The sequence below is a fragment of the Neptunicoccus cionae genome, from assembly GCF_002860325.1.
Taxonomy (GTDB): domain Bacteria; phylum Pseudomonadota; class Alphaproteobacteria; order Rhodobacterales; family Rhodobacteraceae; genus Amylibacter; species Amylibacter lutimaris.
The window spans coordinates 359,070-378,746 of sequence record NZ_PKOJ01000002.1 but is presented as its reverse complement, the minus strand read 5'-3'; the positions used below and the strand labels follow the sequence as shown (position 1 = coordinate 378,746).

20 protein-coding genes are annotated in these 19,677 nt (G+C 56.3%); 7 read left to right on the top strand and 13 right to left on the bottom strand.

The genetic code is table 11. The annotated features are described in order from the left end of the window. The first annotated feature begins 177 nt into the window (after positions 1–177). The 5 genes from ccrA to C0U40_RS07700 all read left to right on the top strand — a co-directional run bounded on the left by ccrA (position 178) and on the right by C0U40_RS07700 (position 4,984). A complete protein-coding gene (ccrA, locus tag C0U40_RS07715; RefSeq protein ID WP_101655175.1) occupies positions 178–1,461 on the top strand; it encodes a crotonyl-CoA carboxylase/reductase in 1,284 nt (427 codons plus the stop codon). A 222-nt stretch (positions 1,462–1,683) separates the two neighbouring features. Then, on the top strand, positions 1,684–1,887 hold the full coding sequence (locus C0U40_RS20185; protein ID WP_180957649.1) for a hypothetical protein: 204 nt from the start codon (positions 1,684–1,686) through the stop codon (positions 1,885–1,887). Then, a complete protein-coding gene (locus C0U40_RS07710) occupies positions 1,841–2,554 on the top strand; it encodes a helix-turn-helix transcriptional regulator (RefSeq protein ID WP_101655174.1) in 714 nt (237 codons plus the stop codon). Before C0U40_RS20185 ends, C0U40_RS07710 begins: the two co-directional genes overlap by 47 nt. 173 nt (positions 2,555–2,727) lie before the next feature. Beyond that, positions 2,728–3,396 (top strand): acyl-homoserine-lactone synthase, encoded by a 669-nt coding sequence (locus tag C0U40_RS07705; protein WP_101655173.1) that lies wholly within the window; start codon positions 2,728–2,730, stop codon positions 3,394–3,396. Positions 3,397–3,427: 31 nt separating this feature from the next. After that, complete coding sequence (locus tag C0U40_RS07700; protein WP_286134849.1) at positions 3,428–4,984, top strand: ATP-dependent DNA helicase; 1,557 nt, start codon at positions 3,428–3,430, stop codon at positions 4,982–4,984. Positions 4,985–5,051: 67 nt separating this feature from the next. Here C0U40_RS07700 and C0U40_RS07695 read toward each other — a convergent pair whose 3' ends face one another. Then, complete coding sequence (locus C0U40_RS07695; RefSeq protein ID WP_101655171.1) at positions 5,052–6,935, bottom strand: SLC13 family permease; 1,884 nt, start codon at positions 6,933–6,935, stop codon at positions 5,052–5,054. Positions 6,936–7,151: 216 nt separating this feature from the next. On the opposite strand from C0U40_RS07695, the gene C0U40_RS07690 reads away from it, so the two are divergent. Beyond that, positions 7,152–7,889, top strand: a complete 738-nt coding sequence (locus tag C0U40_RS07690) for an SDR family oxidoreductase (RefSeq protein ID WP_101655170.1) — start codon at positions 7,152–7,154, stop codon at positions 7,887–7,889. On the opposite strand, the gene C0U40_RS07685 is transcribed toward C0U40_RS07690, so the two are convergent. The 12 genes from C0U40_RS07685 to C0U40_RS07630 all read right to left on the bottom strand — a co-directional run bounded on the left by C0U40_RS07685 (position 7,886) and on the right by C0U40_RS07630 (position 18,058). After that, a complete protein-coding gene (locus tag C0U40_RS07685) occupies positions 7,886–8,281 on the bottom strand; it encodes a GNAT family N-acetyltransferase (protein ID WP_286134848.1) in 396 nt (131 codons plus the stop codon). The genes C0U40_RS07690 and C0U40_RS07685 overlap by 4 nt on opposite strands. A gap of 11 nt (positions 8,282–8,292) precedes the next feature. After that, complete coding sequence (tsaB, locus tag C0U40_RS07680) at positions 8,293–8,925, bottom strand: tRNA (adenosine(37)-N6)-threonylcarbamoyltransferase complex dimerization subunit type 1 TsaB (protein WP_286134847.1); 633 nt, start codon at positions 8,923–8,925, stop codon at positions 8,293–8,295. Next, positions 8,915–9,475 (bottom strand): NifU family protein, encoded by a 561-nt coding sequence (locus tag C0U40_RS07675; protein ID WP_101655168.1) that lies wholly within the window; start codon positions 9,473–9,475, stop codon positions 8,915–8,917. Before C0U40_RS07675 ends, tsaB begins: the two co-directional genes overlap by 11 nt. Before the next feature lie 69 nt (positions 9,476–9,544). Further along, positions 9,545–10,753, bottom strand: a complete 1,209-nt coding sequence (locus C0U40_RS07670; RefSeq protein ID WP_101655167.1) for a serine hydrolase domain-containing protein — start codon at positions 10,751–10,753, stop codon at positions 9,545–9,547. 9 nt (positions 10,754–10,762) lie between these two features. Further along, positions 10,763–11,452 carry an aminoacyl-tRNA hydrolase gene (gene pth, locus C0U40_RS07665; RefSeq protein ID WP_101655166.1) on the bottom strand — a complete coding sequence of 230 codons (690 nt, stop codon included), beginning with the start codon at positions 11,450–11,452 and terminating at the stop codon, positions 10,763–10,765. Positions 11,453–11,585: 133 nt separating this feature from the next. Next, the gene (locus C0U40_RS07660) at positions 11,586–12,227 is read right to left on the bottom strand and encodes a 50S ribosomal protein L25/general stress protein Ctc (protein WP_435673788.1); all 642 of its coding nucleotides are present in this window, start codon (positions 12,225–12,227) and stop codon (positions 11,586–11,588) included. A gap of 482 nt (positions 12,228–12,709) precedes the next feature. Further along, complete coding sequence (locus tag C0U40_RS07655; RefSeq protein ID WP_101655164.1) at positions 12,710–13,873, bottom strand: alpha-hydroxy acid oxidase; 1,164 nt, start codon at positions 13,871–13,873, stop codon at positions 12,710–12,712. Positions 13,874–14,010: 137 nt separating this feature from the next. Continuing rightward, entirely contained in the window at positions 14,011–15,225 is a 1,215-nt protein-coding gene (locus tag C0U40_RS07650; RefSeq protein ID WP_101655163.1) for an MFS transporter, read from the bottom strand. Between the two features lie 104 nt (positions 15,226–15,329). Then, on the bottom strand, positions 15,330–15,791 hold the full coding sequence (gene nusB, locus C0U40_RS07645) for a transcription antitermination factor NusB (protein ID WP_101655162.1): 462 nt from the start codon (positions 15,789–15,791) through the stop codon (positions 15,330–15,332). After that, positions 15,788–16,342, bottom strand: coding sequence for a 6,7-dimethyl-8-ribityllumazine synthase (locus tag C0U40_RS07640; RefSeq protein WP_101655161.1), 555 nt, complete (start codon positions 16,340–16,342; stop codon positions 15,788–15,790). Before C0U40_RS07640 ends, nusB begins: the two co-directional genes overlap by 4 nt. Positions 16,343–16,345: 3 nt before the next feature. Continuing rightward, positions 16,346–17,443, bottom strand: coding sequence for a 3,4-dihydroxy-2-butanone-4-phosphate synthase (gene ribB / locus C0U40_RS07635; RefSeq protein WP_101655160.1), 1,098 nt, complete (start codon positions 17,441–17,443; stop codon positions 16,346–16,348). A 9-nt stretch (positions 17,444–17,452) separates the two neighbouring features. After that, a complete protein-coding gene (locus C0U40_RS07630) occupies positions 17,453–18,058 on the bottom strand; it encodes a riboflavin synthase (RefSeq protein ID WP_101655431.1) in 606 nt (201 codons plus the stop codon). A 267-nt stretch (positions 18,059–18,325) separates the two neighbouring features. Between C0U40_RS07630 and C0U40_RS07625 the strand changes: the two genes are divergently transcribed. Continuing rightward, positions 18,326–19,582, top strand: coding sequence for a capsule biosynthesis protein (locus C0U40_RS07625; RefSeq protein ID WP_286134845.1), 1,257 nt, complete (start codon positions 18,326–18,328; stop codon positions 19,580–19,582). The last annotated feature ends 95 nt before the right edge of the window (positions 19,583–19,677 follow it).

Here is a 19,677-nt window from a genome sequence, read left to right as displayed (position 1 = left end):
GACTGCGGAAAAGAGGTAAAATCGGTGAAAAATCGGCCGCGCAATTAAATTTCGCAAAAATAATCATTTTTTTATGATTATTGCTCTTGCGATTTTTGCTGCATCGCGGCATTGATCGTGTCAACGTAACAGTGAACTGACTCGTTACAGGAATTGCCTAACGCAGGAGAGTAAATCATGGCACCACTCGACGCCGGATATGAAGCCCCCGAAAAAGACCTCTATGAAGTCGGGGAAATTCCTCCCTTGGGTCACGTGCCCAAAGAAATGTATGCTTGGACGATCCGCCGCGAACGTCACGGCGAGCCGGACAAGTCCTTTAAGGTTGAGGTGGTTGAAACACCCAAGCTGGACAGTAACGAGGTTCTGGTCTTCGTTATGGCAGCGGGTGTGAACTACAACGGTGTCTGGGCCGGTCTGGGTATTCCGATCAGCCCGTTTGATGTACACGGCGAAGATTACCACATCGCAGGTTCGGACGCTTCCGGCATCATCTGGGCTGTTGGTGAGAAGGTAAAACGCTGGAAAGTGGGCGACGAAGTTGTCATCCATTGTAATCAGGATGACGGTGACGATGAGGAATGTAACGGCGGCGATCCGATGTATTCCGATAGCCAGCGCATCTGGGGTTACGAAACTCCGGACGGGTCTTTCGGACAGTTCACACGGGTTCAGGCTCAACAGCTTATGCCCCGTCCACAGCACCTGACTTGGGAAGAAAGTGCGTGTTACACGCTGACGCTGGCCACAGCCTACCGCATGTTGTTCGGTCACCGTCCCCATACGCTGAAACCCGGTCAGAACGTTCTGGTTTGGGGCGCTTCGGGTGGTCTGGGCAGCTTTGCGATCCAGTTGATCAACACGGCAGGGGCCAACGCCATCGGTGTGATCTCGGACGAAGACAAACGCGAGTTTGTGATGTCCCTTGGCGCCAAAGGCGTGATCAACCGCAAGGATTTCAATTGCTGGGGACAATTGCCAGAGGTGAATTCCGAAGAGTACAAGACCTGGTTCTCCGAAGTGCGCAAGTTCGGTAAGGCGATCTGGGATATCACCGGCAAGGGCAACAACGTCGATATGGTGTTCGAACATCCCGGCGAATCCACATTCCCCGTTTCGACCTTCGTTTGTAAGAAGGGCGGCATGGTTGTGATCTGTGCGGGGACGACCGGCTACAACCTGACGATGGATGCGCGTTATGTCTGGATGCACCAGAAACGTGTTCAGGGGTCCCACTTTGCCCATCTGAAACAGGCGGCTGCAGCGAACAAGCTGATGATGGAGCGTCGTCTTGATCCGTGCATGTCCGAGGTGTTCCCGTGGGATGAAATCCCTGAGGCCCATATCAAGATGCGTAAGAACGAGCATAAACCGGGCAACATGGCCGTATTGGTAAGCGCCACACAAACCGGTCTGCGCACTTTCGAAGACACGCTGGAGGCCAGCAAGTCCAAGTTCTGAGCCTTCCAATAACAAGATCTAAGCCCGCGATCCGCCACCGGATTGCGGGCTTTTTGCGTTCGGAGAGCATGAGCCGGATGGCTGAAAAATGTTTAATTCCGGTGGTGTAGTTGCAACCCACTCGCTATTTCCGGTGAGTTTACCTTTGCGCTTTGCTCACGCAGAATGATTCTTGGAATAGTTGCATTAATTCACTGTTAACCTTTGTAAACGAGACTTGTTATGTCACAGGAATGGATCATTTCAGTCCTCAAAGACCTGAAGACTTTTGCGAGCCAGAACGGTTTGGGCCGGTTGGCCGAACAGTTGGACGATACCATCTATGTTGCTGTGGCGGAGACAACAACAAAGGCCCGCAATATCGCGGCGGCGGAGGGTGATGCAAAATCAGATCGAAACATTTCTCGAACGCGTGGAACATTGTAAATCGCTTGTGGAACTTAATGCAGTAGTCGCAGGTCTGAGGGACATTTTTCAGGTAAATCACGTAGTCTATCATTCGGTTAACAGTACGGGGGAGCCTTACGCTTTGGCGACCTATGACCAGCAATGGGCCGAATATTATGAAAGCGAAGCGCTTTATCGGGTCGATCCTGTGGTTCTCGGAGCGTTCCAAAGGTTTCATCCCTACAATTGGAAATCGCTGGACTGGGAGAAGAAAACGGCCCGCCAGTTTTTTCAGGAAGCGCAGGACGGCGGGGTCGGCAATCAAGGCGTGTCGGTTCCGGTGCGCGGTCCCAATGGCGAGTTCGCGCTGTTTTCCATCAGCCATACCTGTTCGGATGAGGCTTGGGCCCGTTTCCTAAGTGCTCATATGCCGAATTTTTTGCTCATCGGTCATTATATCCACGCCAGTATTCGTGCATTGGAGTTCCCTGAAACCGTGGGCAGCTACGTGGTTCTGTCACCGCGCGAAACCGATGCGCTGCGCTTGCTCGGGGCGGGATTGAACCGCGGACGCGCAGCGGAGCAGCTGAAAATTTCCGAACACACATTGCGGGTTTATATTGAATCTGCGCGGTCCAAGCTGAATGCCTCAAACACGACCCATGCAGTGGCAAAGGCATTGGCGCAAGGGTTGATTAATATTTAGTATCATGGGGTTACGGCGTGATCCTCTCGTTGACAAAACCTTACCGTCCAGCACGGTGATCAGTTGTTAACCAAAATTACCGAAGTCTGGGCACAGTTCATCTTGAAATCAGGATCGTCTGTACCTTGCCCTTCGCACAGGAAAACCGGCGGTCATTTGTCCGGAGTTTTTCCATGCTGCGCTATCTCTACGCCGATGAAATTTCTGATTACCCGTTGTTGCAGGACACCATGTTCCGTGATCGGAAAACCCAGTTTGTGGATCGCCTTGGCTGGGATCTGACGATTGACCGGCGGGGCTGGGAGCAGGACGCCTACGATCAGATGAATCCGCTTTATGCGATCTGGCAATTGCCCGATGGCAGCCATGGCGGGTCCATGCGGGTGCTGCCAACGACGGGGCCTTGTATGATTAACGATCATTTTTGCGATGTGACCGGCGGGGCTATTACCAGTCCTTTAATCTGGGAGAGCACCCGGTTTTGTCTTTCGCCCCGGTCTTTGGAGAAGGCGGGGCGGGTTTCAGCCGCGATTATGCTTGCCGGTTGTGAGATTGGCCTTGGCTTCCATTTGGGCCACGCCGTTGGTGTGTTTGATGCGCGGATAGCGCGGATTTATCGCCGTTTGGGCTGGTCTCCGGAGATTTTGGGATCACAGGGGCAGGGGCGCAAACGGGTGTCCGTTGGACTGTGGGAGTTTTCCCCGCAGGTTCGGGATCGGCTGTGTTCTGCCGCCGGTATTACAGCGGTGCAGTCTAGGGATTGGTTCGCCGCAGCCTTTCATCACGAAAGTTGCGGCCAGCCGAGTAGTATACCGGGCCAAGTTTCAGCACAGTTGCCCTAAAAAGCCGTTCAGTCCCGCTGGGCGTTGCGCTATGTTAGCGCGAAACAAGACCGGACCCGAGGCCATGCAGTTTTCCGAAGATCAAGCCAGTGCCTATGATGCTGTAGCCGAAGTATTGAAAGCCTCCGGCGTAGATCTGGAAAACGGGATGCTTATCCCTGAAACCACCGGAAAACAGCAGACGCTTGCGTTGCTGGGTAAAGCCGGGTCCGGCAAGACCATGCTTCTCGCGAAACTTGCCGACGCGCTGACAGATGCCGGTGTGGATACGATCAGTGGCGATTACGAAGGCCGCGCCCGCAAGGAACGGCGTACTCTTGCCATTCTGGCCCCGACCAACAAGGCTGCGAGCGTGCTGCGCAACCGCGGTGTTGCAGCGACGACTATCCACCGGATCCTCTACACTCCGATGTATGATCCGGAATATGAAAAAATTGCCGAATGGCTCGCCGGTAATGCGGAAAAGCCCGAGATCGAAGGTCTGAGCGATCTGGCACTGGAGCGTGCGGCGCAATTTTATGAGAGCAACAAATCCATTCCCGGTGCCTTGGCAGTAGCAGGGCTGCGCGGGTCCGATTTTATCGTCGGCTGGAAGCGCCGCGAAGACCCGCTGGATGTGGGGTTTGTGGACGAAGCCTCGATGCTCGACGACAAACAGCTTGGGGATTTGCAGGAAATCTTTTCCACACTCATTCTTTTCGGCGATCCCGCCCAGCTTGCCCCTGTGGGGCAATCGGGCAGTATGGCATTCGACGATCTGCCGGAGCCCCGCAAACTGTATTTGAACCGTGTGCACCGTCAGGCGGATGACAATCCTATTCTTGATCTGGCCCATGCCCTTAGTGATCCGGCACTGGAATTTTCCCAGTTCGAGCGGATGATCGAAGAGGCCGCACGCAAGGACGACAGGGTGATCGTCTCCCCCCGTGTGGACGCCTCCGCTATGGCGCGGGCACCGGTTCTGGTTTGGCGGAATGCCACCCGCATCCGGCTGATCCATGCCTTCCGGAATGCATTCGGGGCACCGGCAGAAATGCTTTTGCCCGGAGAGCCGTTGATTTGTGACGGGCTGGAACTGCCGATGAAACACCGCAAGAAGCGGATTGATCTGGAGGCCCGTGGCCTGATCAAGGGTGCGCAGGCGGTGTATCTGGGGGAGGGGCGCAAGCCCGGCTTTTCACGGCTGCATGTGATCGGCGCAGAGGACCCGCAGGTTTCGGCGGCGACGATCATCAAGATTGAATTGCCCGATCAGGAAGAACCCTTCATCCCCTCTGCCGCGCGGATGGGGGCCGCCTTTGTTCACGGAGCCGCCTGTACCATCCATAAGGCGCAAGGCTCTCAATGGGGAGATGTGCAGGTGTTTGCGCCGGACATTTACGCTGCAAGCCGTGCAGGGCGCACAGAGGCAGGGATCGCCTTGTGGAAACGACTGGCCTATGTGGCGATCACGCGGGCGGAGCACCGGTTGCACTGGGTGACACGGTATATGCTGGCCAAGCCGACCGCGCCTTTGGGCGTTGACGATCTGCGTCGCATCGCGGCCCCTGTTCTGGAACTGGAAGAACAGCCCGCTGCGCCAGAATAGAGACGCTTCAGGGGCGCTGCCCCTGAGACCCCGGGATATTTACAGCCAGAAGAAGCCGGATAGCCGTTTAAAAGACGATGTTCATCATCACGAGCGATACGATCAGGAACAGTACGGTCATGATCCCGCCCGTGCGCATGAAATCCACCACGCGATAGCCTGCCGGACCCATAATCAGGGCGTTGACCTGATGGGTCGGGATCAGGAAAGAGTTCGAAGTGGAAATTGCAACGGTCATGGCAAATATGGCGGGATCGCCGCCCGAAGCCATCGCAATTGAAACTGCAAGAGGCACCAGTAGGACCGTTGCGCCGACGTTGGACATGATCAGCGTGAAGATGGTCGCGAGAATGGCAACGCCGGCCTGCAACGACCAGACCGGCCAGCCGTCCAGCACCGAGAGCACGCCTTGCGCGATCCATTCCGCTGTTCCTGTCATTTGCACGGCCTGCCCGAGCGGTATCAGGGAGGCGAGCAGAAAGACGGTGTTCCAGCCGACCGCGTTATACGCCTCGTCCATGTTGATCACGCGGGTGACAATCATACCCACGGCACCTGTCAGAAGGCAGAGGGACAGGCGCATATCGGTAAACAGGATCAGACTGAGCGATATAATAAAGAAGAGGATCGCCCAGCCAACCTTTTGCGGGCGCAGTTCTTCTTGCGGGAAGTCGGTTGTAACAACAACAAAGTCCCGCCCTTTCTTGATCCGCACCAGATTTTCCCAGAGTACGTGTACCACCAGCGTGTCTCCGGCGCGCAGCGGGACCATGCCGATACGGGTGGCTTCGTGGTCTTCATGTTCCACATGGCTCATGGTGTCGCCACCGCGGTGAATCGCCAGCATGGACATGCCATAAGTCTTGCGCAGCGCCAGTTCCTGTGCGGTTTTTCCGATTACCTGACTGTCCGGCGGCACAACGATTTCGGCGACACCGCTTTTCGTCGGGGCAAATTCTTCGGCGAAAATATCGAGGTTGGGCTTGATTTCCAGCCCGTAGATATCGGCCATTTCCTCTATCACCTTGCGGCGGCCAAGGATGGCCAGACGACAGGGTGTTGTAATTTCGGTAGTGACGAGTGGCGCGACCCAGCGGTGGCCCTGAAAATAGCTTCCGATGATGTAACAGTGGTGGACTTCCATCAGATCGGCAAAGGTTTCCCCAAGCAGAATGTTACCTTCGGGAACTTCGACTTCGACAATATCTGCCTTCAGACCGTAAAGCCGTTTCAGATAGGCATTCATTGTCTGGCCGGAGGTACCATCCCCTTTTGATGTGGTGCCCGGCAGGACCCAGCGGCCAAACAACACGAAATAGAAAATCCCCGTCAGGACCAGCGCCAGACCAATCGGTGTGACGGAAAATAATGTGAAGTGCTCCATGCGGGCATCCGCGGGCAGATCGAGGTTTGCTGTGTCAATCAGATCGTTCAACAGGATCAGCGGCGAGGAGCCGACCAAAGTCATTGTGCCGCCCAGAATTGCGCAAAATCCCATGGGCATCAGCAGGCGGGACATTGAAATATTCGTGCGCGAGGAAATCCGCGAAACCACTGGCAGGAAAAGCGCAGCGGCGCCAACGTTCTGCATGAAACTGGAAATAAAGCCGACAGTGGCTGACACAATCGGAATGATGCGGCGTTCGCTGGTGCCGCCATACTTCAGAATGGTAGAGGCGACCGTGGACATCAGTCCGGTTTTGTCCAGCCCTGCGCCAAGGATCATCACGGCAATAATCGAAATAACCGCATTGGAGGCAAAGCCGTCGAACAGGTGGTTTATTTCTATCAGACCGCCCAGTCCGGGGAGGTAGCTGAGCGCACCGAGCAACACCATCACGATGACCGCCGCCACGTCCACCCGAACAATTTCGGTTACAAACAGCATGACAGTAAAGCCGAGCAGGGCCAGCACAACTATAATCTCGGAGGTCAGGGTGATCGCGTCCACGGGCGTGTAACCTTTTATCGTTCAGGTCCTTAACGGTATACGCGCGCAGAGCGCTTCGGGCAACCGGCCAGTTGGCAGGTTTCTAAGGCTTTTATTGGACTTATGCGGAGTTATTCATCCGTGTAGCGGAAGTGCGCGGCCCCTGGATCGCCTAGACAAAATCGCCGGCCTGCGCCAGAACTGAGGCACTTCAGACAGACATAGGGCAAATTTCATATGACCAAGACGATTGTAATAACAGGTGCAGGTAGCGGTATTGGCAAAGCGACTGCGCAGACGTTTCTGGCGGCCGGTTGGAACGTCGGTTTGATCGGCAGGCGGGTGGAGCCGCTGAAACAAGTGGCAGAGGGGCAGGATGCAGCGCTCGCGGTTCCATGTGATGTAACGGATGAATCTCAGGTGGAAGCGGCGTTTGACCGGATTGCGGAACGGTTCGGCCGGATAGATACGTTGTTCAACAACGCGGGAACCGGTGTTCCGGCTGCGCATATTGACGAGATGGACGTTTCTGCATGGCGCAATTGTGTCGATATCAACCTGACAGGCAGCTTCCTGTGCGCCCGCGCGGCCTGGCGGATCATGCGGGCACAATCCCCGCAAGGCGGGCGGATCATCAACAACGGCTCTATTTCCGCAACCACGCCCCGTCCGGGATCGGCGGCCTACACGGCGACAAAACATGCCATCAGCGGATTGACGAAAACGCTGGCGCTGGACGGGCGCTCGGTAAATATCACCTGCGGGCAGATCGACATTGGCAATGCCTTCACCGAACTGGTGACGCGAATGATTGACGGGACGGTACAGGCGGACGGTTCGATGCGCCCCGAACCCACAATGGATGTGCAACATGTGGCGGACGCCGTGTTGCACATGGCCGGACTGCCGCCGGAAGCCAACGTCCTGTCGATGACCGTCATGGCAAGCAATATGCCCTTTGTCGGACGTGGCTAAAGGATTTTGCGCATAACCAGAGCGGCGGATTTGCTACCGTTCACACCGTTGTAGTAATCTTTCCGGTAGGACAGTTCGGTAAAGCCTGCGGCTTTGTAGAGGACAATTGCGGGATGGTTGTCTGCGACGACCTCCAGGAAAACTTCCTCGCATCCGTCAGATTGCAACGTGGCTAGAAGCTCTGAGAGGAGAGCGCGGGCCTTGCCCTGACGACGGGCGTCGGGATGGACAGCAATGGTCAGCAATTCGGCCTCGGGTCCGGCGCGGCGGGTGATCGCAAATCCGAGATCGAGAGTCTTCACAAGACAAAGAGGAGAAGCGCAGAGTTCTCTGAACTCTGTCGCGGACCACGGGCGGGGCTGCGTGAAGCAGGCCGCATGGATTTCTGCCATTTGCTCTGGCGTCACGGCAGAATGCGCGGCGGCTGTTCAGAGGGCAGCGCCGCATCCGGTGCACGCACATAGAGCGGCGCAGGGCGGGGCTGCTCTGTGGTGCGGCGTAACTGCACGAGCGCGCCTGTATTGCGGATCATATCTTCGGCACTGATCTGTGTGAGGTGTTCAAGGTCCAGCGGGCTGTCAGATAGAAAAGGCTTTTCACGCGACAAACCCGTCATTTCGACAAGTTCCACATCCGAAAGGGCGACGCCGTTGTCAAAATGCTGGCGATACACACGGTTCTGGCGGGCATCGACAACAGCCGTAGTTGGCCCTGCGCTCCCATAGGCGATTGCGTCTAGGCGCGGAATTCCAATGGCGGGCACTTGCAGGGACAGTGACAACCCGCGGGCTGCTGCAACGGAGATACGGATTCCGGTAAAATTGCCCGGTCCCACGCCAACGCCAATCGTGTGAATATCCGGCCAGTTGTAGCCCGCAGATTTCAGCAGATCCTCAAGCATGGGCAGTAAGTGCTCTGCCTGTCCTTTGGACATCGGATCGACGCGGCTGCAAAGCATGTTCGGCCCTTGAAACAGGACAGCCGCGCAATGCGCGGCTGCTGTATCAAAGGCCAGAGTGAGCGGTTCAGGCGGCAACGGGGCGTACCTCGGTCACTTCGGGGATATAGTGGCGCAGCAGGTTTTCGATGCCCATTTTCAGGGTGATGGTCGAAGACGGGCAGCCTGCGCAGGCGCCTTGCATATGCAGGTAGACGATACCGCGGTCAAAACCGTGGAACGTAATGTCGCCACCATCCTGTGCCACAGCAGGACGTACACGTGTGTCCAGCAGATCCTTGATCTGTTGCACGATCTCACCGTCTTCGCCGGTGTGTTCCTTGTGGCCAGTGTTTTCCGCATCCGCGCCCATGACAGGCTGGCCGGATTGATAGTGTTCCATAATAACGCCAAGAATGGCGGGCTTTACATGGTTCCACTCGGTTTTATCGTCTTTGGTTACAGTGACAAAATCAGGGCCGAAGAAAACCCCGGTGACGCCCTGCACACCAAAAATGCGCTGCGCCAGAGGCGAGGCCTGTGCCGCGTCTTCTGTCGGGAAATCGGCTGTGCCGGTGGAGAGTACCGCCTGACCCGGCAGGAATTTCAACGTGGCCGGATTCGGGGTGCTTTCGGTCTGGATAAACATGTCTTTTACATCCTTTTGGAAGGTTGCCCTAGATATGCGCTTCCATCGGCGCACTGTCAAGATTTAGAATTATTCTAAAGAGGCAGCGATCTGGCGAAAAACCGCTAAATTGCTTTGTGTGACAGCGCCGTCGCCGTCACGGAAATTGGTGTCTCCGGCATTTACGGCGATCACCACCTGACGCGCCGTATCGACAAAGATATACTGGCCATAGATGCCGATGGCATAAAATTCCCCGTCTGCTGCCTGCGCGGGGCGCCACCACTGATAGCCGTAACCTTGCGCACCTTGGGGGGTGATGGCGGTTTCGGGCGTTGGGGGCGGGGCGGATTGTGCGGTGGAGGCTTTAACCCATTCGGGGGACACGATTTGTTTGCCGTTGAGCTGGCCGGCTTGTGCGAACATCTGGCCGAACCGCGCGTAATCCCGTGTTGTCATATTCAGTCCGCCGAGCACGAAGGGCTCTCCCAGACTGTCCGTCAGAAAGTACGGCGTTTGTTCCAGACCCATCGGTTGGAACAGCAGTTCGGACACTAGCGCGTTTGTGCCTTTGCCGGATACGGCCCGCATCACCATTCCGATCACATGGGTGTCGATGGACACGTAATTGTTGTAGGTGCCGGGCGCATATTGCTGTTGTGTCAGACCGGCGGCAAAAGCGTCCATAGACCCGCCGACTGCCAACAGACGCCCCATGCGGTTAATGTCCGAATGATAGTCGAGGTAATCCTCGTTAAAGGCGACACCGCTGGCCATGTTCAACACGTTGCGAATGCTGGCCTGCGCATAGGCGGAGTTTTGAAGGTCCGGGACCAGCGATCCGATTTTAGTGTCGAGATCCGGCATCATGCCGCGATCAACCATCACACCGAAGGTTGCGGAGAGTATGCTTTTGCACATGGACCATGAAATCCGCCGGTCCTGCGCGGTGGTGCCGTTTAAATATTCCTCATGAACAACAGCTCCGTTTTTCAGGACAACCATCGCCGTGATGTTCCGTTCCTGATGCCATGTGTTCAGATCGATACGGCGCCCTTTGTGGGTGAAGCTTTGTGCAATCGGGCGCGGGGCTTCGGGCAGGGGGCTTGGCGCTTGCGGTGTGACTTTTGCGTCCTGATGGAAGAATAGCGCCTGCATGTTGCCAAAGTTTGCAACAATGTTCTGAGGGGCGAACAGACTGCCGGTGCGGGCCACACGCCGGATACCGTGAACATCGCCCCTAAGCAGCAGGCGGCCAAGGATTCTGGCGGTATCGGCATAACGGGCGTAATCTGGCATGGGATGCTTTCAGGAAAATTTGTCTTTCAGCTTTTGCAACGGGCTGCGGGTGTCCTCGGCCGGTGCTACTTCCGGTTCTTTTGGTTTGGCTGTGGCTTTGTCAGGCTTCGGGGCTGTGGTTGATGATCGCGGCGGGGCCACGCGCAGGGCTACAGCGTTCATGAACCGGCCAGAGTCTCCGGTCGCAAGATCTGGCGCGCCGTCAGACATTCCGCGCAGCAGATCGTCGATCCAGTTTTCGTCGGATTTGGGAAAGTCGTGCAGAACATACCCTGCCACTGCTTCCTTTCGGCCCGGATGGCCGATGCCGATGCGCACCCGCGCATAAGCTTCGCCGACGTGTTGATGGATTGAGCGCAACCCGTTGTGGCCCGCATGACCGCCACCCTGTTTCACACGGCATTTGCCGGGTGCAAGGTCCAGTTCATCGTGAAAAACGGTCAGGTCTTCAACGGTGGCTTTGTAAAAGCGCAACGCCTCGCCCACGGATTGGCCCGACAGGTTCATGAAGGTTTCGGGCTTTAACAGGATCACCTTTTCGCTGCCCAAACGCCCTTCGGACACTTTGCCCTGAAACTTGCTGCGCCACGGGGCGAAACCGTGATCCGAAGCAATACGGTCCAGCGCCATGAAACCGATGTTGTGCCGGTTGTTCGCGTATTTCGATCCGGGATTTCCAAGGCCGACAAAGATTTGCATGTGGGGTGTCCTTTGGCACTGCGTCGATTCGCAGGCTTTATAGCGGCTATCCTTCCCAGATGCCAAAAGCGCAAAGAAAAACCCCGCGCGTTCGTCTGAACACGCGGGGTTTAAGAAAAATTGCCGGAAGGGCTTATTCTTCTGCGGCGTCTTCTGCTGGTGCGTCTTCTGCGTCGTCGCCGGAATCTTCATCGGAAGCTTTCAGGCTGGAAGGTGCAGAGATGTTCGCGATCACGAAGTCACGGTCTGTGATCATCGGGCGCGAGCCTTCTGGCAGTGTGACGTCGGAAATGTGAACGATGTCGCCAACGTCCAGATCCGCCAGATCGATTTCGATCGCGTCAGGGATGTTGCCCGCTGTCACTTTCAGTTCGATCTCGTTACGTACAACGGTCAGAACGCCGCCACGCTTCAGGCCAACAGAAGTTTCTTCGTTGATGAAGGTTACAGGTACGAACAGGTTCACACGGGATGTGCGACGCAGGCGCATCAGGTCGAGGTGAACAGGCAGGTCTTTTACAACATCGCGCTGTACGTTACGGCAGATCACACGAACGTCTTCCTGACCTTCAACCTTGAGGTTGAAAAGTGTGGAAAGGAAACGGCCGGCTTTCAGCTGCTTCAGAAGCTCGTTGAATTTTACGTTGATTGCGATCGGCTCTTCGCCGCCGCCGTAGACAACACCTGGGACAAGTCCGTCGCGACGGGCTTGACGGGCGGCCCCCTTGCCGGTCCCCGTACGTGGTGTGGCGATGATGTTTGGCATCTCGGCCATGATAATTCTCCAATATGTAAAGGCGGCAATCCTCCAAGGGTGTAAGTGCCGCGTGAAGCCGCTCCATTAGGGGGGAAATGGCAAAAAGGCAAGACTGAATCTGGAACCTGGTGCGGAGGAGGATGCCGCATGGTGTTTGCAACTGTGGCCCTGCGGGGTGGTTTATGTATGGGTCTCAAGGGACGTGCAACATAAAGGCAGCGGTGGGCTTGGCGTTTGCCTGTGGGTTTGCGTTATTTAACTTGCTGAAACATTGGGGCGATTTGGATCAACATACTGCCTATATGAAGCTTCTTAAATGAAGCTTCATACATGACGCTTCATATTTGCAGGGTCATAAGGAAAAAGGCGCAGTCATGCAGGGCAGCGGATTGAAAACCACCCGTTTACTTTTGTGTCCGGCTACTTCTTTCATCACAGACAGAAAAACCACCCGCTGCTGTGCAAGCGGGTGGTTCAGCGGGTTGCCGGTTGGTCTTTGCCTATTCCCACTCGCCGCGGAAATCTTTTGGAATCAGAAGGTTGTCCCGCCCCATATTGTTCAGGTCCCGTTCCCCGCAGAGCGCCATTGTCGTGTCGAGCTCTTTGTGGATCACCTCCAGCGCGGTTTTCACACCTTCGCGCCCCATCGCGCCAAGTCCGTGCACGAAGGACCGGCCGATCATCGTACCCTTGGCCCCCAGCGAAATTGCCTTCAGTACGTCCTGACCGGAGCGGATGCCCCCGTCCATATGCACCTCGATCTGATCTCCTACAGCGTCAACAATATCCGGCAACATCCGTATAGAGGACATCGCCCCGTCAAGCTGTCGCCCGCCGTGGTTTGACACGATTAACGCGTCGGCACCGACTTCGACCGCTTTTTTGGCGTCTTCCACGTCAAGGATACCCTTCAGGATCAGGGGTCCGCCCCAGCGTTCCTTGATCCATGCCACATCGTTCCAGTCCAGCGTCGGGTCAAACTGTTCTGCTGTCCATGCCGACAGGTTTGACATGTCGTCCACGCCTTGCACATGGCCGATGATATTGCGGAAGCTGCGCCGCTTGGTGTTGAGCATGTTATAAGCCCAACGCGGTTTGGTCGCGATGTTCAGGATGTTGGGCAGTGTCAGACGGGGCGGGGCGGAGAGGCCGTTCTTGATGTCCTTGTGGCGCTGCCCGAGAATTTGCAGATCATAGGTCAGGACCAGCGCCGAGCAGTTTGCCGCCTTGGCGCGGTCGATCAGGCGGTTGATGAAATCACGGTCCCGCATCACGTAAAGCTGGAACCAGAAAGGTTTTGTTGTTTTCTCGGCCACATCTTCGATGGAACAGATCGACATGGTGGACAGGGTAAAGGGAACGCCGAACTCTTCTGCTGCCTGCGCGGCATGGATTTCCCCGTCAGGGTGTTGCATGCCAAGCATTCCAATCGGGGCCAGTGCGACCGGCATGGCATATTCCTGCCCGAGCATGGACATCCGCGTGTTGCGGTTTGTCATGTCCACGGCCACTTTCTGACGCAGGCGCAGGCGCGAGAAGTCGTCAACATTGTCCCGAAAGGTCTGCTCGCTCCAACTGCCGCTTTCCGCATAGTCATAGAACATGCGCGGTGTGCGTTGCTTGTGCAGGGCTTTCAAATCGTAAATGTTGGTAATGGGTGCCATGGCTGACCTCTCTTCGGGAATTTCCGGTAGAATAGGATCAAGGCGACGAAAGGCTCAAGTGGGGATGTGGCCGGATTGGTCAAACGGATTGACCAGAATGTGCGAATCCTGCCCTACGTTACGTCGGTAGGTGCGGATTATCGTTTCCTGCGTAACAGACGCCCGACGATATAGGATGTGCGCGGCACATATTTGTAACGTGTTCTGGTGTCGCTGGTTGGGCGGGCGTACATCCGCGCCAGACCGAAGACGACCAGAAAGACATGGGCACCGGAAATGAACAGGAACAGGGCCGACGGGCCGAATCCTGTAATCAGCGCGGTTGCGACCACAGGGCTGAGGATGGCGCCGACGGCATAGATGAACATCAGGGAGGCGTTCACCTCTACGATGTTCTCGGGCTTGGCAAAGTCATTTGCGTGGGCGGCAGACACGGAAAAGATCGGAAAGGTCATGATACCGAACAGGGCGGCCATAACATAGACAGAGCCGATGGTTTCGGGCCTAACGAAAGAGAAGCCCACGCAGACTACGACAGAGGCCACCGAAAGGCCGATCAGAACATGTCGCCGGTCAAACTTGTCCGCCAGATAGCCCGCCGGAAACTGTGCCACCGCACCGCCGATCAGAACTGTAGCCAGAAACGAACCGATCTGCTGGGCGGTCAGGCCAATTTCCTGCCCGTAAATCGGGGATACCATCCGGAATGCGGCGGATGTGGTGCCCGCTACCATGACGCCTGCCGCGCCAAGCGGGGAGAGAATCGCGGTGCGGATTGGGTGCAATCTGGGGGCGACAGGAACTTTGGGCTGTTCGATACGGGACAGCGTCAACGGGAACAAACAGGCGCAGCACAGGATCGCCAGCAGATTGTAGGATACATAGGAGCCCGGTTCCAGAACCCCGATCATCAATTGCGCCAGCGAAGACGCGCCGATGTCCACCACGCGGTAGGTCGCCATAACACGGCCCCGCGTCTGGTTGGTCAGCTTGGCCTGCATCCAGGCCTCGATCACGGTGTAGCAGCCTGCAACACACAGTCCGGTCATGATCCGCATGATGGCCCAGGCCGTAGGATCCGGCATCAGGGGATGGGCGATGGCACCAATGGCTCCGAAGGCGGCGAAAGCTGCAAAGGCGCGGGTATGGCCAACCGATCCCATCAAACGGGGAGACCACCAGCAACCGACGAAGAATCCCAGAAAATGCGCCGAGCCCAGTATACCGATTTCGTTGTTGGAAAACCCGAGCTTGTGTCCTGACAGGGCATCAAGCGGGCCAATCGCGCCGGAGGATAACTGGAGGAAGGTAATCGACAGGAACAGGGCCGCAAAGGAAATCAGCAAACGCATAAGAAGTTTTTAACCTCGTTTCCCTGCAGCTTGGCCCGTCCCTGTCGCAAAACCTGTTGTGTTCCCGACAGGGAACTGCCGTTTTTGCCGGATTTGGACCCGCGTCAGAATTTGTCGGGCTGAAAGGCGCGGGCCATGTGGTCCAGCACCGCATTCACGAATTTGGATTCGCGTCCCTCTGGGAAGAAGGCTTTGGTCACGTCTACATATTCCGAAATCACCACTTTAGGAGGGGTCGCTTCGCTGACGAGTTCGGCACCCGCAGCGCGGAACAGCGCCCGTAAGGTCGGGTCAATCCGTTTCAGTGGCCATTTCTCTACCAGAGCCTGATCGGTGTGCTGATCGATCTTGGCCTGATTGCTGACAGCAGCCAGCAACAGCCGTTCAAAAAAGCTGGCGTTGCCCTCCAACCATTCGTGTTCTTCTTCTTGCGCACCAAAGCGATGGTTCAGAAATTCTTCACGTACGGTTTCCGCGTCCGTATCAGAAGCTTCCATCTGGAACAGGGCCTGCACCAGATACATCCGAGTGGCGGATTTTATTTGTCGTTTGTCAGCGGGTTTCATGCTGTTTTTGTGTCCTTGTTTTCGCCCGCCATCAAGATGTTCTCGGACGCGGGTTTGAACCCGATACCTTTGGTTTTTTTCAAAAAGCGCTGTGACAGGGCAATCAGATGAAGCGCGGCCTCGGCTGCGCCGCCGCCCTTGTTCTGGCCTGTGCTGTCGGCGCGGACTTCTGCTTGTGTGCGGTTCTCAACTGTCAGGATGCCGTTGCCGATGCAATAGCCGTCCAGTCCCAGCAGGCTGATTGCACGGCTGGAATCGTTGCAAACTGTGTCATAATGGGTGGTTTCACCGCGGATGACGCAGCCAAGCGCCACAAAGCCGTCGAATTCGTTGGACCGGCCAGCAAGCCGGATGGCCGTCGGAATTTCCAGTGCGCCCGGAACTTCGGCCAGTTCATATGTTGCCCCTGCTGCACTTATCGCGGCCTTGGCGCCGTCCACCAGATTGTCGGCGATGTCCTTATAGTAAGGCGACACCACGATCAGCAGATGAGGCGCGTCCCCGTCGAATTTCGGGCTGGGCAGGACGTAATGGGTTTCGGAACCGGCCATGGATCAAGCTTTCTTAATGGGGCGTGTGCCCACAATGTTCAGGTCATAGGCTTCCAGACCTATCACTTTGGGCATGGGAGAATTGGTCAGCAGGATGAAATCCCGCAATCCCAGAGAGGAGAGGATCTGCGAGCCAAGCCCAGTATAGCGCAATTGGCGCGGTGTCGAGTCCTCGTCCAGTTGCAATTTGGCCTCAAGGTCGCGGAACAGCATGACAACGCCGCGCCCTTCCTCTGCAATGGTTTCCATCGCGCGGGCCAGTTCACCGGCAGGGGCGGGGCCAAGGCCCAGAAGGTCCTCTAGCGGGTTCATCGCGTGGGTGCGCACCAACACCGGTTCGGGGGTGGTGATGTCGCCTTTCACAAGGACAACATGTTCCGTGTCATTGGTCTTGTCTGTGAAAATCCGCAGGTTCCAGTCGCCACCGTAGCTGGAGGTGACGTTCCGGTTGGCGGTTTCGCTGACCAGATTGTCATAGCGCAGGCGATAGGCGATCAGGTCGGAAATCGTACCGATCTTAAGCCCGTGCAACTGCGCATAGGCCACCAGATCGGGCAGGCGGGCCATGGTGCCGTCGTCATTCATAATCTCGCAGATCACGCCCGACGGGTTCAATCCTGCCAGACGGGAGACATCCACGGCCGCTTCGGTGTGACCGGCGCGAACCAGAACGCCGCCTTCTCGGGCGCGCAACGGGAACACATGGCCGGGGGTGGCGATGTCCTGCGGGCCGCTGTTTTCGTCTATTGCCACAGCAATAGTCCTGGCGCGGTCATGGGCCGAGATTCCGGTCGTAACGCCTTCGCGCGCTTCGATAGACACAGTAAAAGCGGTTTCATGACGGGATGAATTGGCCGTCGCCATCATCGGCAGGCCCAAGGCGTTCAGCCGCTTGGATTCAAGGGACAGGCAGATCAGCCCGCGCCCGTGGGTCGCCATGAAGTTCACCGCTTCGGGCGTGGCCATTTGCGCAGGGATTACCAGATCGCCTTCGTTCTCGCGGTCCTCGTGGTCTACGAGGATAAACATCTTGCCCGCCTTGGCATCGGCAATGATGTCCTCGATCGGGGAAATCATGTCGCTGTAGGACTCTTCGGTCATTCTGTCACCTCAGGTCTGTGTCATTTCAGCCAGCCGCGCCACATAGCGGGCCAGTGTGTCGATTTCCAGATTGATCCGGGCCCCGAGCGCAACATCCCCCCAAGTGGTGTGTTGCTTGGTGTGGGGGATAAAGTTGATGTCGAAATCCGTATTGTTCACGCCGTTCACTGTCAGAGAGGTTCCGTTCAGAGCGACGGAGCCTTTGGGGGCAATAAAGCGTGCAAGATCACGGGGCGCGCGCAGGGTAACACGTGTGCTGTCGCCTTCGTCGTGGATCTCGATCACCTCGGCCAGACCGTCCACATGGCCCGATACGATGTGTCCGCCCAGTTCGTCACCCACTTTTAGCGCGCGCTCCAGATTGATCCGACGTCCTTCGGCCCAGCCACCAAGGTTTGTCTTGGAGACGGTTTCGGCGGAGATCTCTACGTCAAACCAGTTGCCTTGTGCGGATTTTCCCATCTCGATCACGGTCAGGCAGACGCCTTCACAGGCGATGGAGGCCCCCAGATCAATCGTGGCAGGATCGTAATTTGTTGTGATGCGGGCGCGCAGATCGCCCCGCTGTTCGAGTTCGGCAACCGTGCCGATATCCGTGATGATACCTGTGAACATGTTTTTCACCTGTTTTATGCTCCTTTGCACCTAGCTCTTGTGTACAAATTGAGCAAGTCCAAGTATGATTTTAGCAGGGTCGAACGGGAGGCCCGCAACAAATGGAAAATGGGGCTTTTTCCTAACGTGCTGTGCCGGACACATGTCCGGATTGTCCGTATTTTTCTTCGTGACATTTAGGGAAAATGCACAATATTAAGCTGACCAAGGGGCATCAGACCTAGTGTCTGCGGTAAGATAACGTTGCAGGAAAAGAAGAAATCCTTTTTGTTTTTACAGGGTCCGCACGGCCCGTTTTTCTATGACCTGAGCAAGGCAATTTCCCAATCCGGCGCAGATGTGACCAAGATCGGCTTTAATGAAGGTGATCGTTTCTTCTGGCGCAACCGCAAGACATTTGTGGCGTTTACCAAGCCCTACGAACAATGGCCCCAATTTGTCGAAAATTTTCTGAAGCAGGGGATCACCGATCTGGTGATCTACGGGGACACACGACCCTTGCACAAAGCCGCAGTGGAAGCGGCCAAGAAGCTCGGCATACAGGTCCACTGTTTTGAGGAAGGTTATCTGCGCCCCTATTGGGTCACCTATGAAAGGGGCGGCGTGAACGGGTTTTCCCGTTTGATGGATATGAGCGTGGACACCATGCGCGAAGCGCTCAGCCATGTGGATAATGACCAGCCTGAAGCGCCTGCACGCTGGGGCGACATGCGCCAGCATATCCTTCTAGGAGCAGTGTATCATTGGCACATCCTGTTCCGGAACCGCCGCTTCCGGAACTATAAAACCCATCGGGACAGTCCGGTGAGCCACGAGTTCTGGTTGCACTTCAAGCGCCTTGTCACCCGACCAGCCCATGCTTTCCGGCGCTGGCGTGCAACACAGGCGATCAAGCGCAACGGGTTTGTCTACCATCTGAGCCTGCTACAACTGAGCCATGACTCTTCTATCCGCAGTCACTCGGAATTCACCGGAATGGCTGAATTTATGCGCATCTGCGTTGAAGCTTTTGCCAAAAAGGCACCAAAGCACCACCATCTGGTGTTCAAGTCCCACCCGCTTGAAGATGACAGGCAGCCGCTGTCCAAAGTGGCGGACCAACTTGCGACGGAATTCGGTCTGACGGGGCGCATTCATTTTGTGCGCGGCGGCAAACTGGCAGAGCTGCTGGATTATGCCCGTTCTGTGGTGACGATCAATTCAACCGCCGCGCAACAGGCGCTCTGGCGCGGATTGCCGGTAAAGGCGCTCGGAGCAGGGGTTTTCTGCAAGCCCGAGTTCACTTCCGATCAGTCGCTGGAAGATTTTTTTGCAGCGCCGAAGAAACCGGACCTGACCGCATACCGAGATTACAGACAGTTTTTGCTAATGACTTCGCAGATTACAGGGGGGTATTATTCCCGTCGCGGACGTGTCCGGCTGGTGCGGCAGGTGGTTGACATGGTGCTGTCAGAACAGGACCCGTACGATGCGCTTGAAACTGACAGCGCGTCCCCTGTGCAACAGTTTCAGGTTGTCAAATAAGGCACATCCGGAAAGGGCTTTGATTTCCTTGGTATTTGTGCCACGCTAAAAGAAAAAAATGAGGCAGTTTTGACAAAAGGGGCAGAAACTTTGTC

Excerpts from the sequence above, each read along its gene's own strand:
- ccrA (WP_101655175.1), top strand. The coding sequence starts at position 178 with ATGGCACCACTCGACGCCGGATATGAAGCCCCCGAAAAAGACCTCTAT.
- C0U40_RS20185 (WP_180957649.1), top strand. The coding sequence starts at position 1,684 with ATGTCACAGGAATGGATCATTTCAGTCCTCAAAGACCTGAAGACTTTT.
- C0U40_RS07710 (WP_101655174.1), top strand. The coding sequence starts at position 1,841 with ATGCAAAATCAGATCGAAACATTTCTCGAACGCGTGGAACATTGTAAA.
- C0U40_RS07705 (WP_101655173.1), top strand. The coding sequence starts at position 2,728 with ATGCTGCGCTATCTCTACGCCGATGAAATTTCTGATTACCCGTTGTTG.
- C0U40_RS07700 (WP_286134849.1), top strand. The coding sequence starts at position 3,428 with ATGTTAGCGCGAAACAAGACCGGACCCGAGGCCATGCAGTTTTCCGAA.
- C0U40_RS07690 (WP_101655170.1), top strand. The coding sequence starts at position 7,152 with ATGACCAAGACGATTGTAATAACAGGTGCAGGTAGCGGTATTGGCAAA.
- C0U40_RS07685 (WP_286134848.1), bottom strand. The coding sequence starts at position 8,281 with ATGGCAGAAATCCATGCGGCCTGCTTCACGCAGCCCCGCCCGTGGTCC.
- C0U40_RS07675 (WP_101655168.1), bottom strand. The coding sequence starts at position 9,475 with ATGTTTATCCAGACCGAAAGCACCCCGAATCCGGCCACGTTGAAATTC.
- C0U40_RS07670 (WP_101655167.1), bottom strand. The coding sequence starts at position 10,753 with ATGCCAGATTACGCCCGTTATGCCGATACCGCCAGAATCCTTGGCCGC.
- pth (WP_101655166.1), bottom strand. The coding sequence starts at position 11,452 with ATGCAAATCTTTGTCGGCCTTGGAAATCCCGGATCGAAATACGCGAAC.
- C0U40_RS07660 (WP_435673788.1), bottom strand. The coding sequence starts at position 12,227 with ATGGCCGAGATGCCAAACATCATCGCCACACCACGTACGGGGACCGGC.
- C0U40_RS07655 (WP_101655164.1), bottom strand. The coding sequence starts at position 13,873 with ATGGCACCCATTACCAACATTTACGATTTGAAAGCCCTGCACAAGCAA.
- C0U40_RS07650 (WP_101655163.1), bottom strand. The coding sequence starts at position 15,225 with ATGCGTTTGCTGATTTCCTTTGCGGCCCTGTTCCTGTCGATTACCTTC.
- nusB (WP_101655162.1), bottom strand. The coding sequence starts at position 15,791 with ATGAAACCCGCTGACAAACGACAAATAAAATCCGCCACTCGGATGTAT.
- C0U40_RS07640 (WP_101655161.1), bottom strand. The coding sequence starts at position 16,342 with ATGGCCGGTTCCGAAACCCATTACGTCCTGCCCAGCCCGAAATTCGAC.
- ribB (WP_101655160.1), bottom strand. The coding sequence starts at position 17,443 with ATGACCGAAGAGTCCTACAGCGACATGATTTCCCCGATCGAGGACATC.
- C0U40_RS07630 (WP_101655431.1), bottom strand. The coding sequence starts at position 18,058 with ATGTTCACAGGTATCATCACGGATATCGGCACGGTTGCCGAACTCGAA.